Here is a 16165-nt window from a genome sequence, read left to right on the forward strand (position 1 = left end):
CGATTTTTGGCCGGATAGGTTCAGATGGTCAGATCGTCCCGGTGCAGGGGCATGCTCATACAATGAAAGCCGCCGCGGGCCCGGGATAACTCCGCGGAAGGCATCAGGATCAGGGTATTCTCCACCTCGTCGGGTTGGAGGGAGCCGTTCTCCATCTTTTCGATCAGCTCTTTTGCGTGGATGACACTAAAACCGTTGGCCTTGAAGGCTTCCACGGTCTTGTCGTTACGGTCATAGCCGAGAACCACCCCTTCCTTCAAGGCCAGCAGATTGCAGGAGTCGGTCCATTGTTCGCGGGCGTCGAAGGGGAATTCGTTGTTGCCGGAATAGATGAATCTTGTTTTTTCGGTGCACTCCAGATCGTTTTTGCTGATGTCGGTGAGCAGGTCTTCCAGGTTTTCGAAATACTCCGGGGTGTCCGGATCTTTCTTGCGGAACTGGATGATCTTTAGCTTATCCTCTTTTTTGTTGTTGTCGAGGATGCGCTGCACTTCGTCTTCGTCTTCGTGCATCATTGCTTTGCGGGAGAAGGTGCCCAGCAGGATCCATACATTGCGTTTCACCTGGGTGAAGATGGTGTCGATATGCATATAATCCCGTTTTTTCGGAATGCGGATGATCGTGATCTTCTTGACGACATTCTTTTCGAAGAGGATGCGGATGGCCTGGTGTGCGGCTTCGGAAGAGGTGCGTTCACTGATGCCGATGAGCAGGTGGTCCTTGCTGACCACCATGACGTCGCCGCCTTCGAGGGTAACCTTGCGGTCATCGCCTTCGCGAGGCAGCAGGAAATGGTGGTGGGTGTCGGCCAGTTCGATGATCTTGTCCTGGTATTCGGCAAAGAGCGGATGGTTGAAAAAGATATACTTCGCGAGCAGGGCTTCGCGGGTGCGGGCCTTTTTAGCGGGTTTGTTTAGCAGGACATAATGATTAATGACGATTCCGATGTCCCGGGTAAAAATAAAATTGGGGATCGGCGCGAAGAGCAGGCGGTGGTCGTTGGTGGCGCCGCTGATGAAGGTCTTTGCCAGATGAACCGGGTCGAGGGACTGCAGGTCCTGCTGGACTTCGTAAGAGCAGGCTTCGATCGCGCATACCGATGCCACCAGCTTTTGCTTGATGGAAGGGTCGGCGAGGATATCGGCGAGCAACCACTGCAGTTCTACGACTTTGTCGCTGCGGAAGAAGCCGTCGTTGCCGGGCTTATAAAAGGCGCGGCGGTTCCGTTCGTCGTCGATCTCTGCCAGGCGGCCGCGGATGCAGGCCGGGTCGAGGAAGTATAATAATATTTTTGTATAAAAGTCATACTCCTTGCGGCGGATGGTGTCCAGGTGGACGATATCTTCGAAGAGCCAGTCCTGCGCTTTGGAGGGGACGACCTTGCCCAGCCCGCTATCGGGGCTGTGCACCAGTACCCGGCGCAGCCGACCTACCTCCGAGGATACGGCGACGGGTATTTTTGCTTTCTGGGCATAGTTTTTAGACATTCGGCAAATTAGGTTTTTTTTAGCGGACCGGCGGTGGGGTGGGGGAAGGGCCTATTTTTTCGGCAGGCCCATATTCGGACCAGAGAACCGGGCACAGCCCGGTTGCCGGAAGGCCATCATTAGCGGTCGGTCCGAATGGGCCTATTTTTTCGGCAGGCCCATATTCGGACCGACAATTTCCGTAGGTTTGAGAAAAATTGGGGGATGCAACAAATCACCGATCTGACGATCGACCTTATCAATGACCGGATCCAGCGCATGGACGAAAGCCAGATCGGCAGGGTCTGGGATTCGTTTGCGCGGGAGCAGCCGGCTCTCGTGGGTTATGTGCTGGGTGAAAGCCGCGAACTGGCTGAACCCGATGCCCGGGAGGACGTAGCTTATGTTCTTACCGTTATCCTGCTTAGTTTCCGTGAACTGCAGCCCGGCGGCATCCCCTCCATCTCCGAAAAGGAATTCGAGAATACCTTCAACGAAGAGTTCGACGAGATGGAAAGTGTTTTTCAGGAGGGCTTCGATGAAAGTGATGCGATGGCCGTTATCCAATCCTTCTGCCAGCCCGATCTTTTGCAGTTTGCCGCTGCCACTATATATAGCGAGGAGGATGAGGACGCCAGCAATTTCACCGAGGAGGAAGCCGGGCTCTTTATTGTCATTTTCAAAACCGCCATCAGGCTACTCCACAAAAAGTCCGGAAGCATCATCTGAGCCATCCGGGCTGCTTCAAAAATTTATTTTACGAAACACTTGACTCTTACCTAAGGTCATACCCTAGCTTTGTACAAAACGATGCAAGGATGGGTAATGTCCGATATTCCGTCAGGCAATTGGCCCGGCTGGCCGGGGTGAGTGTGCGCACACTCCATGTGTACGACAAGATGGGCTTGTTGCAGCCTTCGGTTCGTACCGACGCCGGCTACCGGCAATATGGCGAGGCGGAATTGCTTCGGCTGCAACAGATCCTCTTCTATAAGGAGCTGGATATTCCCTTGAAAAAGATCGCAGAGTTGATGGATGATCCCGGTTTCGATCTGATCGAGGCGCTTACCGGCCATAAGCATGCCTTGTCGGCGAGAAGGGACCGGCTCGATACCCTGTTGAAGACGATCGACAACACCATTGATCATTTAAAAAACAACACCATGTCAAATTTTGAGAACTTATATGAGGGAATGCCCCGTGAGCAGGCGGCGGTGCTACGCCGGGAGGCGATCGACAACTGGGGCGAGGAAGCGATCCGGCGATCGGAGAATGCGTTGCTGGAGATGGGTAAGGACAGGTTCGAACAGCTAAAGGCGGATCAGCAGGATATCGCGCAACGGTTAAGGGTCCTGCGAGGAGAGGACCCACAAAGCGGACCGGTGCAGGAACAGATTGCCCGGCATTGTGAGATGATCCGGGGATTCTGGGGGCTTGGGCCCGGGGAGGCGATCAAGGCCAGGGCCTATAAGGGGCTGGGTGAGCTTTATCTGTCCGATGAGCGGTATACGGCAGCCGATGGGCGGCCGGATCCCGAATTTGCGGCTTTTATGCGGGCGGCGATGGACTATTATGCGGATATGCAACTGGCCTGATGGGAAAAAATACTAACTACTGTTAGTTTTTATTATTTTTGCGGGCAACAAAAACATCTTGCCCATATGCATTTTCAATTGTCTGAAGAACACCTGATGATCCAGAAGGCCGCCCGGGATTTTGCCAGAACCGAATGTTTACCGGGGGTGATAGAAAGGGACGAACACCAGAAATTTCCAAAGGAACAGGTCCTCAAGCTGGCTGAACTCGGTTTTATGGGGATGATGGTCGATACGGCCTATGGGGGTTCAGGGATGGACACGCTGAGTTATGTGCTGGCCATGGAAGAGATCAGTAAGATCGATGCCAGCGTAAGCGTTTGCATGAGTGTCAACAACAGTTTGGTTTGCTGGGGACTGGATGTTTTCGGCAATCATGACCAGAAACAGAAATACCTCACCCCGCTGGCTCAGGGTAAAAAGGATGATCAGCTTTATATCGGCGCTTTTCTGCTGAGCGAGCCGGAAGCGGGCAGTGATGCCACTTCGCAGCGAACCACGGCTGAAGAAAAGGAGGATCATTACCTGCTTAACGGAACGAAGAACTGGATCACCAACGGCAGTTCTGCTTCCGTTTACGTGGTCATTGCCCAGACGCATGTCGAGAAGGGCAGCCGCGGGATCAATGCCTTTATTGTCGAGAAGAGCTGGCCCGGGGTCGTCGTCGGGGCCAAGGAGAACAAGCTCGGCATCCGCGGGAGCGACACCCACAGCATCCTGTTCAATGACGTCAAAGTTCCAAAGGAGAATCGTATAGGAGAGGACGGTTTCGGGTTCACTTTTGCGATGAAAGTACTCGCCGGCGGCCGGATCGGGATCGCTTCCCAGGCGTTGGGCATTGCCAGCGGCGCCTATGAACTGGCGCTGGGTTATTCCAAGCAGCGCAAGGCGTTTGGAAAGGAGATCGCCCAACATCAGGCGATCCAGTTCAAGCTGGCGGATATGGTTACGCGGATCGAAGCGGCCCGGCTGCTATGTTTGCGTGCTGCCTGGGATAAGGATCAGAATGAGGACTATAGCCTCAGTTCATCCATGGCCAAGGTCTTTGCCTCTGAGACGGCGATGTGGACCACGACGGAGGCCGTTCAGATCCATGGTGGCTATGGTTATGTCAAGGAATACCATGTGGAGCGGCTGATGCGCGACGCCAAGATCACCCAGATCTACGAGGGCACCAGTGAAGTGCAGCGTATCGTCATCAGCCGGTCGATCCTGAAATAGCGATCAGCTGTTGGATTCCAGGGTAGCCTTGTGGCGTGTGCCGTTGAGTTCTTTCCCGAAAGAATACATAAAGCTGACCTTCAGCACCCGGGTCTCCGGTTTGGTGATCGAGTTTTGGAAGAATACCCCCTGCGAATAGGTGTCTACGTCATTGCGCTGTGTGTTGAACACATCCGAGAGGCTGAGCACCAGCGTGGCGGCGTTATGCGGCAGGAAGTCCCGCTTGATGGCGGCATCGAGTCCGCCGGATGGGAGGACCTTACCCTGTGCGATCACGCGGGAGGCGTTGTAGTTACCCGTCAACTGCACGGTATAGGTGTCGAACAGCTTCATATCGGAGTTGAGCTTGGCGAACCAGCTGACGCCGGAATTCGAAAGTCCCTGAGAAAGATTGTCTGCATTGATATCGGTCTCGTAGAGATTGAAGTTTGTTGTGGCGTTCCACCATTTGGCGATCGGGAACCGGGCGATAATTTCCGCGCCGTAGGTATTGCTGTAGTTGCCGTTCTCGAAAGTGCTGAGCAGCGTGTCGTTGGAGAGCGGTTTGTTGAACGCCATCATCGGGTCGAGCGTATTCTTTACATACAGCGTCGTATTGAATCCGACGGCGGACAGCTGGGTGTTGTAGGCCAGTTCGAAGAGATTGGTGTTCTCCGGGCGGATTCGGGGATTGCCCTGCTGCGGGTTCAGCGGATTGCCGTAATTCGTCTGCGGGGTGATCTGCCACCACTGCGGGCGATTGACGCGGCGTGAAAAGTTCAGGTGAATATCGTTGTCCTCGTCGAATTTCTCAGTGAGGTAGATGCTGGGATAGAGCCCGGTCTGATGATAGCCGAAGCTGCTGTTCTCATCCAGCAGATGGCCCGAATAGTTATAGCGTTCGAAGCGCAGTCCGGCCATATAGCTGAACTTGCCCAGCTCCTGGTTGAAGCTCGTATAGGCCGCATAGGTGTTATCGTTATAACTATAGTTGTAGCTGGCGCTTGTGTCCTTTGTGAATCCCTGGGGGAGCCCATCCTCGAAATCCTGGTAGCTCCGGCTGCCGTGGAGAATTGTTTTCAGTCCGGCCTCCAACTTGGCCTTGCCGTCCATCAGCGGATCGCTGTAATCGGTTTGCATCGTCAGGTTGTGGGCGTTACCGAGACCAGCGTAGCGTTGCTGATAGGGATCGTTCAGTGCGCTGCCGTCTTTTGCGAGATACGCCATCGAATAGTTGCCGTGGCCGATACCGTGATAGGTCTCCAGTGCGGCGCTGGCGGTCAGCTTCTCACTGGGCTTGGTGAACGTGTGTGCCCAGTCGAAGTTGGAATGAGTGAATACGAAGTGGTTGGCGTCATAGGTATGTCTGGAACCTGTCGAATCCATCAGGCCGCTCTTGCCGAGATAATCGGTGGTCTGACTGGCGCCGGAGGGATGGTAGCCGAGCCCGACATTGCCGGAAAGACTAAAGGTGTTGTGTGCGTTCATGTTATAGTCCGCGCCCAGGCGATAGCTCTGGAAGGGGCCGATGGTCACCGAATGACCGTGTTGGACGGAGGTGGTATTCGAAGTGAGGTTAGTCAGCGTGGTGGTGGTATTGGCGATGCTCCGGTGGCCGTGCGCCATTGCATTGAAGGTGAAATTCCATTTGTGTTTATAGACGTTGAGATTGGCGAAGCCATAGGTCTCGCCGAGGGTGCTGCCGACGCCCGTGACTGAGCCGTTCATCCCCGGTTTTCGGTTACGCTTCAGCACGATATTGATGATCCCGTGGTTACCCTGGGCATCATATTTGGCGGAGGGATTGGGCATGACCTCGATGCTTTGGATCTGGTCGGCCGGTATCTGGTCGAGCGTCAGCTGCGTCTGCTTTCCATCGAGCAGGATGGTCGGCGATCCGTTGCGCAGCGTGACATTGCCTGTGGCGTCGACGTTCAGCGTCGGCACCTGGCGAAGCGCATCCTGCGCCGTGCCGCCTTTGCTGGCAAGGCTCTGGTCCACATTGAAAACTTTCTTATCGATCTCGGTGCGGAACACGGGTCTGCGGGCTACTACGGCGACGGCTTGCATCTGCGCGGCCGCGGGTGTCAGCCGGATGGTCCCTGTGTTAATGGGAACGCCGGGAGTGCGATGACCCGCGGGGATCACCCGGGTGACGGTCGTATAGCCGACGACGCTGATCTGTAAAATGCAGGAAGTCTCGGGAAGGCTCCTCAGCGTAAAATTCCCATCGGGCTGGCTGATGACCTCAGCGGCAACGGAGGAATCTTTGCGAAGCAGCGCGACGGTCGCGGCATGGATGGGCTGTTTTGTCTGGCCGTCGATCACCTTGCCGGTCAACTGACCATTTGCGGTGTGGGGACGGCTCTGGGCGACGCTGAAAAAAGGTAGAAGTGACAATACTGAATAGGCGTACAGTTTCCAGGCGGGAGAGTGGTAGTGTTTCGTTGTGACCATGACAGCGCGAATTTACGGTATCTTCGTGTTAAAGCCGAGTAAAAAAATGTCGATCAACCAGGAAGCCTATCGGGAAATTCGCAATGTATTGGGAGAGAAGATAACATTGGTCGCGGTTTCAAAAACTAAAACGGCGGAAGATATTTTAGCACTTTACAATGAAGGGCAGCGCGACTTCGGGGAGAACTATGTGCAGGAACTGATCGACAAACATGCGCAGCTGCCCAAGGATATCCGGTGGCATTTTATCGGTCATCTGCAATCGAACAAGGTAAAACATATTATTCCTTTTGTCTACCTGATTCATGGAGTAGACAGTTTGCGGCTGTTGAAAGAGATCGATAAGCAGGCCGCGAAGACCGGACGCGTTGCGGACGTGCTCCTGCAGGTTCATATCGCGCGGGAGGAAACGAAATTCGGCCTGGATGCGGAAGAGCTGGAGCAGGTGGTGACGACGGTTAGCGGGGCTTCGGGCGACTGGGCGAATGTCCGGCTTCGTGGATTGATGGGGATGGCTTCCAATACGGAGGATGTATCGGCGGTGAGCGGCGAGTTCCATCAGCTAAAAGTTTTGCTGGACCGGTGGTTCCCATCCGGCGCCATTCTTTCAATGGGGATGAGCGGAGATTATCAATTGGCTGTAAAAGAAGGCAGTACGATGGTGCGGATCGGCAGTCTGCTGTTTGGTAAACGGGGTTAACGGCTTTGGCAGGCTCGGCGGGAAGGTGTAGATTTGTCGGCCGGGGGATACAGTCGCCCGGAGCATTTTTATGGCAGAAGAATTAAAGAAAGAAGAAGAAAAATCGCTGAATTTCCTGGAAGAGATCGTTGAAGAGGATCTGGCGAGCGGGAAATATAAGAGCATCCGCACCCGGTTCCCGCCGGAGCCGAATGGCTATCTGCATATCGGCCATTCCAAGTCGATCATCCTCAATTTCAGTTTGGCGCAAAAATATGGCGGCTCGACCAATCTTCGGTTTGACGATACCAATCCCGTGACGGAGGATACCGAATATGTGGAAAGTATCAAGGCGGATATCCGTTGGCTGGGTTTTGAGTGGGCAAATGAACTTTATGCTTCCGATTATTTCGAGCAACTCTATCTTTTTGCGGAAGACCTTATCCGCAAGGGGCTGGCTTATGTCGATGACAGTACGCCCGAGGAGATCGCCAGGCTGAAGGGCACACCGACGGAGCCGGGCAAGGACAGCCCTTATCGCAGCCGGCCGGTGGAGGAGAACCTCCAGCTGTTCCGGGAGATGCGCGCCGGAAAATACAAAGACGGCGAAAAGGTCTTACGGGCTAAGGTGGATATGAGCGCACCCAACATGCAGCTCCGCGATCCGCTGATGTACCGGATCAGACATGTCCATCACCATCGTACCGGGGATGCCTGGTGTATCTACCCGATGTATGATTTCGCGCATGGACAAAGCGACTCTATCGAAAATATCACGCATTCCATCTGTACGCTGGAGTTCGTTTCGCACCGGCCGCTTTATGACTGGTTCATTGAGAAACTGGACATCTTCCCGTCGCATCAATATGAATTTGCCCGGCTGAACCTCAACTATACGGTGATGAGCAAGCGCAAGCTGCTGCAGCTGGTGAACGAGGGGCATGTTACGGGTTGGGACGATCCCCGGATGCCGACACTCTCGGGTCTGCGCCGCCGTGGCTATACTCCGGAGAGTATCCGCATGTTCGCCGAAAAGATCGGGGTGCAGAAGCGGGATAACCTGATCGATGTGTCGCTGTTGGAGTTTTGTGTCCGGGAGCATCTCAATAAGATTGCCAACCGGCGCATGGTCGTTTTTGATCCGTTGAAGATCGTGCTCACCAACTATGAGCAGGATGAGGAATGGCTGGCCAGCGAGAACAACCCGGAGGATGCGGATTCGGGGACCCGCAACCTTCCCTTTAGCCGCGAGCTGTATATCGAACAAGAGGATTTTATGGAGAATCCGCCGAAGAAATTCTTCCGGCTCTCGCCGGGCCAGAAGGTGCGGTTGAAGAGCGCCTATATTATCCAGTGCGACGAAGTGGTGAAGGATGCTTCGGGGAAGATAACGGAGCTGCGGTGTTCTTATGTGCCGGAGAGCAAGAGCGGCGGATCGCAGTCCAATATGAAGGTTCAGGCCACCATCCATTGGGTGAGCATCCCGCATGCGATCACGGCGGAGGTGCGGCTCTATGACCGGCTGTTCGGGGTGGAGGACCCGGCCAATGAAGAGCGGGATTTCAAGGAATATATCAACCCCGATTCGTTGCAGGTGTTACCGGGCGCATTTGCGGAACCGGCCTTGCGCGAGGCGAAATTCGATGAGCATTATCAGTTCCTGCGGAAAGGATATTTCTATCTTGATCGGGATAATTCGGAAGACCGGCTAATCTTCAACCGGACGACGACCCTGCGGGATACCTGGGTAAAAGAACAAAAAAAAGGGAGCTAAGCTCCCTTTTTTTTAAGTTTTATCGTCCGCCGCCACGTTGTGGCCGGTTCGCTTGCATCCAGTCCTGATACTTCTTGAACAGATCGGCGCCAAGTGCGGCCTGCAACCGGGCGTTCATTGCCTCGGTGAGGGGCTGCATCTTCGCCATGCGATCTTCCCGGCTGAGACCCTGATTGGCCGGGTCCATGAAGATATCACGACGCTTTGCGCTGAATTCAGTGGTGATGGCCTTTACCGAATCCGACTGGGTCTGGTTGAGGTTCAGATCGGTCTTCATCTTGGCCAGCATGGCTTCCTGCCGCTGACGCATGGCAGCCGTATCCATCCGTCCACCGCCCTGGGCGAACGTTGATGTGACGGTGAAAAGCGCTATAACCAGGGTAGCGCAAGCGATCATTTTTTTGCTCCAATTCATGATAAAATAGTTTTAATAATAGATGGATGTAGTACCAAATTTGTGCTAAAATCCCCTGTCCTTCATGGCTTTTAGATGGGCGGCAATCGGAGGTTTTCCCTGTCGGTCAATAAATGCTTTTTTGGCGTGAATATTGCTCTTTCTCACTTCCCACCCGCCCAAACCGCAGATTCCGATCCATCCTTTTCTTTTTAACGCAATCGCCTGTTTATCAATATTGGGAGAAACTCTACTTAAACCTCTCGATCATGTTTCGACTACTTATCAGCCTGTATGAGTTCGGGCAATTCCTGCGTATCCTTCTCTGGATATCTGTCCCCCTGGTAATCCTGTCTATGCTGGTGACCACCTGGCTGCATTACCGCCGCAAACGCCGTTTGCCGGAGGAATTGTTGTTTTCGTTCCCTGGCGGGGAGGGGTTGCAACACGGGATATTGCCGGCGATCCTTCGCTCCGCCGCCGAGATCGGCGGGAACGGACAACAACCGCCGGAGGTGGGGGGTGGGGACGAGAGTTCCACGCTGGACCCGGAGCAAAAGGAAAATATCTATAAGGGCATACTCTGGATGAAGGAGAAGTACGAGCAGTACCGGGATATGGCCGACAGCCGGTATGAACAGTTAAAGGAACAGCTGACAAGAACCGAGAAGAAATACCAGGAATTACTGGAAGCGGCCAGCCGTCAGGCGGGCCATCCGGTCAACCCGGCGCCGGATCGGCTCACCGGCTCCGGCGATCTCTCGGACGTCGAAAAAGCTTTCTATCCCGATCTTCTGGAAGAAAAGAACCAACAGATCGCCTTTCTGCAACAGCAGTTGGACCAGCGGATAAAAACCTACTACCAATCCGAACTCGAAGGCAAAGAAAATAAACACCGGATGCTGGAACTGGAGGAGGGGATGCTTCGCAGCCAGTATCTGCTGGAAGAAAAACAAGCCTTTATCGATCAGTTGGAGGGGCAACTGGTGGCCGAACGCCGGAAGATCGAAGAGCTTGTGACCAAATTGCAGGCCAGCAGCCAGCAACTGCTCACCATCTACCAGGAACTGGACCGATCGTTTAAACCGGCGGATGCCCCCAGTGCCGGCGAGCCGCTGAATTCGCCTAACGAGCAAGGGTAGTTCGCATCGGTATCAATGCCGGTAGCGTAGCAGGAGACCGCCGCCAACGCAGACCCAGCGTCGCCGTTAAAGGGACGGGCAGCAGCAAGGCCTTTATCTTTTAAGTCCCTTTATATTCTCCAAAGACTTCGCGAAGTGTATCCGCGATCTCGCCGAGTGTACAGCGGTTTTCGACTGCTTCCAGGACGGCGGGCATGAGGTTCTCGCCGGAGGCGGCCTTGTCGTTGAGGTGTTGCAGCACGGAATCCACTCTGGCCGGGTCGCGTCTTCTCTTCAGATCCATGATCTTGGCGATCTGTACATCGCGAATCGAATCGTCGATGCGAAATACGGGGATGCTGTCCTTCTCTTCCGCCGGGAAGCTGTTGACCCCGACGATGATCTTCTCTTTTTTCTCTACGTGTTGCTGGTATTCGTAAGCGCTGCGAGCGATCTCGTCCTGTATAAAACCCTGTTCAATAGCCGAAACGCTGCCGCCCATTTGATCGATCTGTTCGATCAGTTTCCAGGCGGCATCCTCCACATCCCGGGTGAGGGCTTCGACAAAGTAACTCCCGGCAAGGGGGTCGGCGGTATCGGTGGCCCCGCTTTCATAGGCGACGATCTGCTGGGTCCGAAGGGCGATACGTGCCGCTTCTTCGGTGGGGAGGCTCAGCGCTTCATCATAGCCGTTGGTGTGCAGCGACTGGGTGCCGCCGAGCACGGCCGCGAGGGTCTGCACGGTTACCCGGCTGATATTGTTCATAGGTTGCTGCGCAGTCAGCGTTGAGCCGCCCGTCTGGGTATGAAAACGAAGCATCATGGCTTTGGGATCGGTGGCTCCCAGTTGTTTCATGATCCGGGCCCACATCCGGCGGGCCGCGCGGAATTTCGCCACTTCTTCGAAGAGATTATTATGGGCATTGAAGAAGAAGGACAGCCGTTTCCCGAACACATCGATGTCCAGCCCTTTCTCGAGGGCGGCCTTTACATAGGCCTTCCCGTTACTGAGGGTAAAAGCGATCTCCTGCACGGCCGTGCTCCCGGCTTCGCGGATATGATAGCCGGAGATGGAGATGGTGTTCCAGCGGGGCAGTTCCTGGCCGCACCATTCGAAGATATCCGTGATGATCCGCATCGAGGGCTTGGGAGGGTAGATATAGGTGCCGCGGGCGGCGTATTCCTTGAGGATATCGTTCTGGATCGTTCCGGTGATCTTTTTCAGATCGGCGCCCTGCTGTTTTGCCAGTGCGGCATAGAAGGCGAGGAGGATATAGCCGGTGGCATTGATGGTCATGGAGGTGGAGACGTCTTCGAGGCGGATGCCTTTGAAGAGGGTCTGGATGTCTTCGAGGGAGTCGATGGCTACGCCGGTTTTACCGACCTCGCCTTCCGCCAGGGGATGGTCGCTGTCATAACCGATCTGGGTGGGGAGATCGAAGGCGACGCTTAGCCCCATGACTCCCTGGCTCAGGAGATAGTGATAGCGGGCATTGCTTTCTTCGGCTGTGCTGAAACCTGCGTATTGACGCATCGTCCACAGCTTACCGCGGTACATGTCGCGCTGGACGCCACGGGTGTAGGGAAAATCCCCGGGTTGTTCGCCGGAGCCGGTGATGCCGGCGGGCAGGTCGGCAGCGGTGTAGACCTCTTTTATTTCGATACCGCTGTCGGTCGTTCGTTTATATGGCATGCCGCGAATCTACATCAACTTTTTCGCTTCAAAGCTGAGGACTTCCGACACGACATTTTGCAGGGATGCCTTTGGGTTTTGTACGAGGAGATCGAGCAGGTGCTTGTTCAGGTCGACACCGGTGGCTTCCGGGGGCAGGAAGGAGGCCACCTGGTTTATGATCAGCAGGTTTTGTTCCTTATAGTTGCGAACCGCTTCCCAGGACTCGGCGCTGACATAGATCTGCTGGGTGATATTATGTTCGAATTCCTGGCGGATGGCCTGGGTCAGCAGGCCTTGCATATCCCGGGCTTCGAGTCCCTGCTGGTTAAGGCGCTGGATCAGGTTTGGCAGGGCGATACGGTCGGTCAGCAGGATAAGGCGTTCGTAGGCCTGGAGCTGCAATTGGCGGGTACCCGCGTCACCCGTGGCCGGCGTCGCGGCCTGGGCGGCTTTCAGCTCCCGGCGCTGTTTAAGAAATAGGAAGACGAGAACGCCCGCGACCAGTGCGGCAAAGGCAATTGCGATGATGAGTAAAGTAGAATCCATGATATAAAAGTAGATAAACGCGGCATCCGCCGCGTTTATTATTTTAGCCTTCTTTTGTATGTACTCTATCCATCTTCCGGTAGGCCAGGAAGAACACCAGCGGGAAGATCAGCAGGGAGAACACCGTCGCGCAGATGAGCCCGCCGATGACAACCCGGGCCAGCGGCCGGCTGGATTCCGAGCCGATGCCCGTGGAGATCGCTGCCGGGAGCAGACCAATGGTCGCCATCAGGGCGGTCATCATGACCGGCCTGATCAGCTCGTTGACCCCCAGCTTGATGGACGTATATAACGGACTTTCGCTATGTTTGATCAGTTCGAGATTCTGTTTGAAGGCGGTGATCAACAGTACTCCGGTAAGGATACAAATGCCGAACAGCGCGATAAACCCGATACCGGCCGAGATACTGAAGTTGGTGCCCGTGATCAGCAGGGCCAGGATCCCACCGACGACGGCCGTGGGTACGTTGAGGAAGACCAGGCCGGCATCCTTCAGGTTGCCGAACATGACGAACAGCAGCAAAAAGATGAGTAGGAGACTGATGGGGACCACCTGTGCCAGCCGTTTGGAGGCCCGTTGCTGGTTCTCGAAGTCTCCCTGCCAGACCATCGAATAGCCCCGCTTCAGGTTGACTACCTGGTCCACTTTCTGCTGGGCTTCGGCGATGGCGCTGCCCATATCCCGGCCGCGGACCGAGAATTTGATGGCCGAATAGCGGCGGTTATCGTCGCGGAAGATCAAACAGGGGCCGGTCTTTTGTGTCATGGTGGCGATCTCATGCACCGGCACCTTGCTGCCGCTGAGCGTTGGCACCAGGAGGTTGCCGATATCGTCCTGGGTCATGCGGAACTGCTCGGGAAACCGGATACGGATATCGAATTTGCGGATGCCCTCGTACAGTTGGGTCACCGCCTTACCACCGATAGCCATCTCGATAACGGCATTGGCATCGGCGGTAGACACGCCGTAAAGCGCCATCTTGCTTTGGTTGAGGTCGATGTCCAGCTCCGGCTGACCGATATTGCGGATCACCCCGAGGTCGTCGATCCCCTCGATCTTCTTCAGCACATTATAGACCTTCGTCGACTGTTCCTCCATGTATTCGAGGGAGTCGCCATAAATTTTTACGCAGATGGAGCCCTTAACACCGGACACGGCTTCCTCCACATTGTCCATGATGGGCTGAGAGAAATTGAGGTCGGCGCCGGGGATGACGGAGAGCGCTTTGCTCATCGTATCGATCAGTTGCTCTTTTGTTATTTTGGGGTTCCAATCTTCCTGGGGATAGAGCGATACGCCAAATTCGTTGTTGTAAAAACCCGCGACATCGGTGCCGTCATCGGGCCGGCCTGTCTGGGACATGATCCGCCGCACCTGTGGAAATTTGATCATGATGGCCCGCATCTGTTCGGCTTTGGCCATCGAGGTGTCCAGCGAGATGCTATAGGGCAGGGTAGCGCGAACCCAGATGGAACCCTCGTTCAATTCGGGCAGGAACTCGGTCCCCAGAAATTTAAATGCATAAAGTCCAACGCCGATGATGACCGTCGTGACGATCAGGGTCAGCCGCTTGTGCTTGAAATTGAACCTGAAGATACTCATGCAAAAACCCGTCAGGAAATGCACGATGGGATTGTGCTTTTCCTTTACGTTCTTCCGCAGCAGGACGTTGACCAGCACGGGCACCAGGGTCAGCGTGAAGATCAGCGCGCCCAGCAGCGCAAAGCCAAGGGTATACGCCAGGGGAGCGAAGAGCTTTCCCTCCACTTTCTGGAAGGAGAAGATGGGCAGGAGGGCCGTGATGATGATGATCTTGGTAAAGAAGATCGCTTTCGCCAGCTCGGAGCCGCGCCGGCGGATCATCCCGAGTTTGGACAGATGGTTAAAGCGTTGCATTCCCACCTCATGGGCGCGTTTGTCCAGCAGGACAAACAACCCCTCCACCATGATCACGGCCCCGTCAATGATGATCCCGAAGTCGATAGCCCCCAGTGAAAGGAGGTTGGCCGACATGCCCATATAATTGAGACAGATGAAAGCGAACAGCAGCGACAGCGGAATGATGATCGAAACGATGAGCGTCGTCCGCCAGTTGAACATGAACAGCGAGACGATCAGCGTCACCAGTACGATCCCTTCCACCAGGTTGTGCAGCACGGTATGCGTGGCATATTTGATCAGGTCTTCCCGGTTATAGAAGGAATTCATCTTGGTGTCGGCAGGCAGGATGCGTTCGTTGAGCCGGCTCACGGCCGTTTTGATCCCCTGGATGACATGATCGGGGTTCTCGCCCTTTCGCATCAGGACGATGCCTTCCACGGCATCGGGATTGTTTCTGTACCGGCGCGAGGCCGCTGAGTCGATCGCATCGGTGCGGCCCACTTCGCCAAGGCGGGGAACATTGGAGATCTTCACATCCGCGACATCCTTTACCAGAACCGGGATGCCGTTGTTGTTCTCGACGATGATATTCCTGATCTCGTTTATATCGTTGAGCAGCCCGATCCCCCTGACCACGTAGGCCTGGGAGTTTTTCTTGATGACGTCGCCGCCGATATTGATATTGCTCTTGCTGACGGCATTGTAGACATCGAGGGGGGTGATCCCCAGGTTATTCAGCACAAGCGGGTTCACCTGGATCTCGTAGGTCTTGACCTCGCCGCCGAAGCTCACGATATCGGCAACACCGGGCACGGAACGCAGTTCGCGGTCCACTACCCAGTCCTGCAGCGTCTTCAATTCCCGTGAATCCCGGAAGGTGCTTTCCAGCGTGTAGCGGTATACTTCACCGGTAGGTCCGGTTGGCGGTTGAACGTCGGGGGCCACATTATCGGGAAGGCCGGCATTGTGCAGGAGGTTGTTCACCTGCTGACGCGCATAGGTATCCTGCACATCGTCGTCGAAGATCAGCTTTACCACCGAGAGCCCGAAGATGGTGGTGCTCCGGAGGCTGGTCTTCCGCTGCACGGGGTTCATCGCAAGTTCGATAGGGATCGTTACGAATTTCTCCACTTCCTCTGCGCTGCGGCCCGGCCATTGCGTGATGATCGTGATCTCGGTGTTGGTCACGTCCGGGAATGCCTCGATCGGCATGTTCTTGAACGTGATGACGCCGTAGATGACCAACAGGATCGTGGCGAAAAAAATGAAGTATTTGTTCTTAAGAGAAAATGCCAGAATGCCTTTAAACACTTTGTTCATCCGGTAAATTTAACTGCGGCAAGTTAAACAAAAGTAACCGACGGCTAAGCGGAGAC

General features: G+C 54.9%; 12 protein-coding genes. 6 read left to right on the plus strand and 6 right to left on the minus strand.

Features of this window, described 5'->3' with window-relative positions; all coding sequences use genetic code 11:
• Window positions 1-20: 20 nt before the first annotated feature.
• Entirely contained in the window at window positions 21-1487 is a 1467-nt protein-coding gene (locus VGM48_RS01810) for an arginine deiminase family protein (protein WP_331575996.1), read from the minus strand.
• Window positions 1488-1691: 204 nt separating this feature from the next.
• On the opposite strand from VGM48_RS01810, the gene VGM48_RS01815 reads away from it, so the two are divergent.
• The 3 genes from VGM48_RS01815 to VGM48_RS01825 all read left to right on the plus strand — a co-directional run bounded on the left by VGM48_RS01815 (window position 1692) and on the right by VGM48_RS01825 (window position 4282).
• On the plus strand, window positions 1692-2195 hold the full coding sequence (locus VGM48_RS01815) for a hypothetical protein (RefSeq protein WP_331575997.1): 504 nt from the start codon (window positions 1692-1694) through the stop codon (window positions 2193-2195).
• Window positions 2196-2284: 89 nt separating this feature from the next.
• Complete coding sequence (locus VGM48_RS01820) at window positions 2285-3061, plus strand: MerR family transcriptional regulator (RefSeq protein ID WP_331575998.1); 777 nt, start codon at window positions 2285-2287, stop codon at window positions 3059-3061.
• A gap of 66 nt (window positions 3062-3127) precedes the next feature.
• A complete protein-coding gene (locus VGM48_RS01825) occupies window positions 3128-4282 on the plus strand; it encodes an acyl-CoA dehydrogenase family protein (RefSeq protein WP_331575999.1) in 1155 nt (384 codons plus the stop codon).
• 3 nt (window positions 4283-4285) lie between these two features.
• On the opposite strand, the gene VGM48_RS01830 is transcribed toward VGM48_RS01825, so the two are convergent.
• Window positions 4286-6718, minus strand: a complete 2433-nt coding sequence (locus VGM48_RS01830; protein ID WP_331576000.1) for an outer membrane beta-barrel family protein — start codon at window positions 6716-6718, stop codon at window positions 4286-4288.
• A 46-nt stretch (window positions 6719-6764) separates the two neighbouring features.
• On the opposite strand from VGM48_RS01830, the gene VGM48_RS01835 reads away from it, so the two are divergent.
• Together VGM48_RS01835 and VGM48_RS01840 are read left to right on the plus strand one after the other, a co-directional pair.
• Window positions 6765-7418, plus strand: coding sequence for a YggS family pyridoxal phosphate-dependent enzyme (locus VGM48_RS01835; protein WP_331576001.1), 654 nt, complete (start codon window positions 6765-6767; stop codon window positions 7416-7418).
• A 70-nt stretch (window positions 7419-7488) separates the two neighbouring features.
• Complete coding sequence (locus tag VGM48_RS01840; RefSeq protein WP_331576002.1) at window positions 7489-9171, plus strand: glutamine--tRNA ligase/YqeY domain fusion protein; 1683 nt, start codon at window positions 7489-7491, stop codon at window positions 9169-9171.
• Window positions 9172-9190: 19 nt separating this feature from the next.
• On the opposite strand, the gene VGM48_RS01845 is transcribed toward VGM48_RS01840, so the two are convergent.
• Window positions 9191-9568, minus strand: coding sequence for a hypothetical protein (locus VGM48_RS01845; protein ID WP_331576003.1), 378 nt, complete (start codon window positions 9566-9568; stop codon window positions 9191-9193).
• Between the two features lie 266 nt (window positions 9569-9834).
• Between VGM48_RS01845 and VGM48_RS01850 the strand changes: the two genes are divergently transcribed.
• Window positions 9835-10707 (plus strand): hypothetical protein, encoded by an 873-nt coding sequence (locus VGM48_RS01850; protein ID WP_331576004.1) that lies wholly within the window; start codon window positions 9835-9837, stop codon window positions 10705-10707.
• Window positions 10708-10807: 100 nt separating this feature from the next.
• On the opposite strand, the gene VGM48_RS01855 is transcribed toward VGM48_RS01850, so the two are convergent.
• Genes VGM48_RS01855 through VGM48_RS01865 form a run of 3 tightly spaced genes read right to left on the minus strand, consistent with a single transcriptional unit; the run spans window position 10808 to window position 16109 of the window.
• Window positions 10808-12379, minus strand: a complete 1572-nt coding sequence (locus VGM48_RS01855) for an acyl-CoA mutase large subunit family protein (protein ID WP_331576005.1) — start codon at window positions 12377-12379, stop codon at window positions 10808-10810.
• 9 nt (window positions 12380-12388) lie between these two features.
• Window positions 12389-12907: a hypothetical protein gene (locus tag VGM48_RS01860; protein ID WP_331576006.1), complete on the minus strand. Its 519-nt coding sequence runs from the start codon at window positions 12905-12907 to the stop codon at window positions 12389-12391.
• A gap of 43 nt (window positions 12908-12950) precedes the next feature.
• Window positions 12951-16109 (minus strand): CusA/CzcA family heavy metal efflux RND transporter, encoded by a 3159-nt coding sequence (locus tag VGM48_RS01865; RefSeq protein WP_331576007.1) that lies wholly within the window; start codon window positions 16107-16109, stop codon window positions 12951-12953.
• Between the last annotated feature and the right edge of the window lie 56 nt (window positions 16110-16165).

The sequence above is a fragment of the Puia sp. genome (assembly GCF_036500295.1).
Classification (GTDB): domain Bacteria; phylum Bacteroidota; class Bacteroidia; order Chitinophagales; family Chitinophagaceae; genus Puia.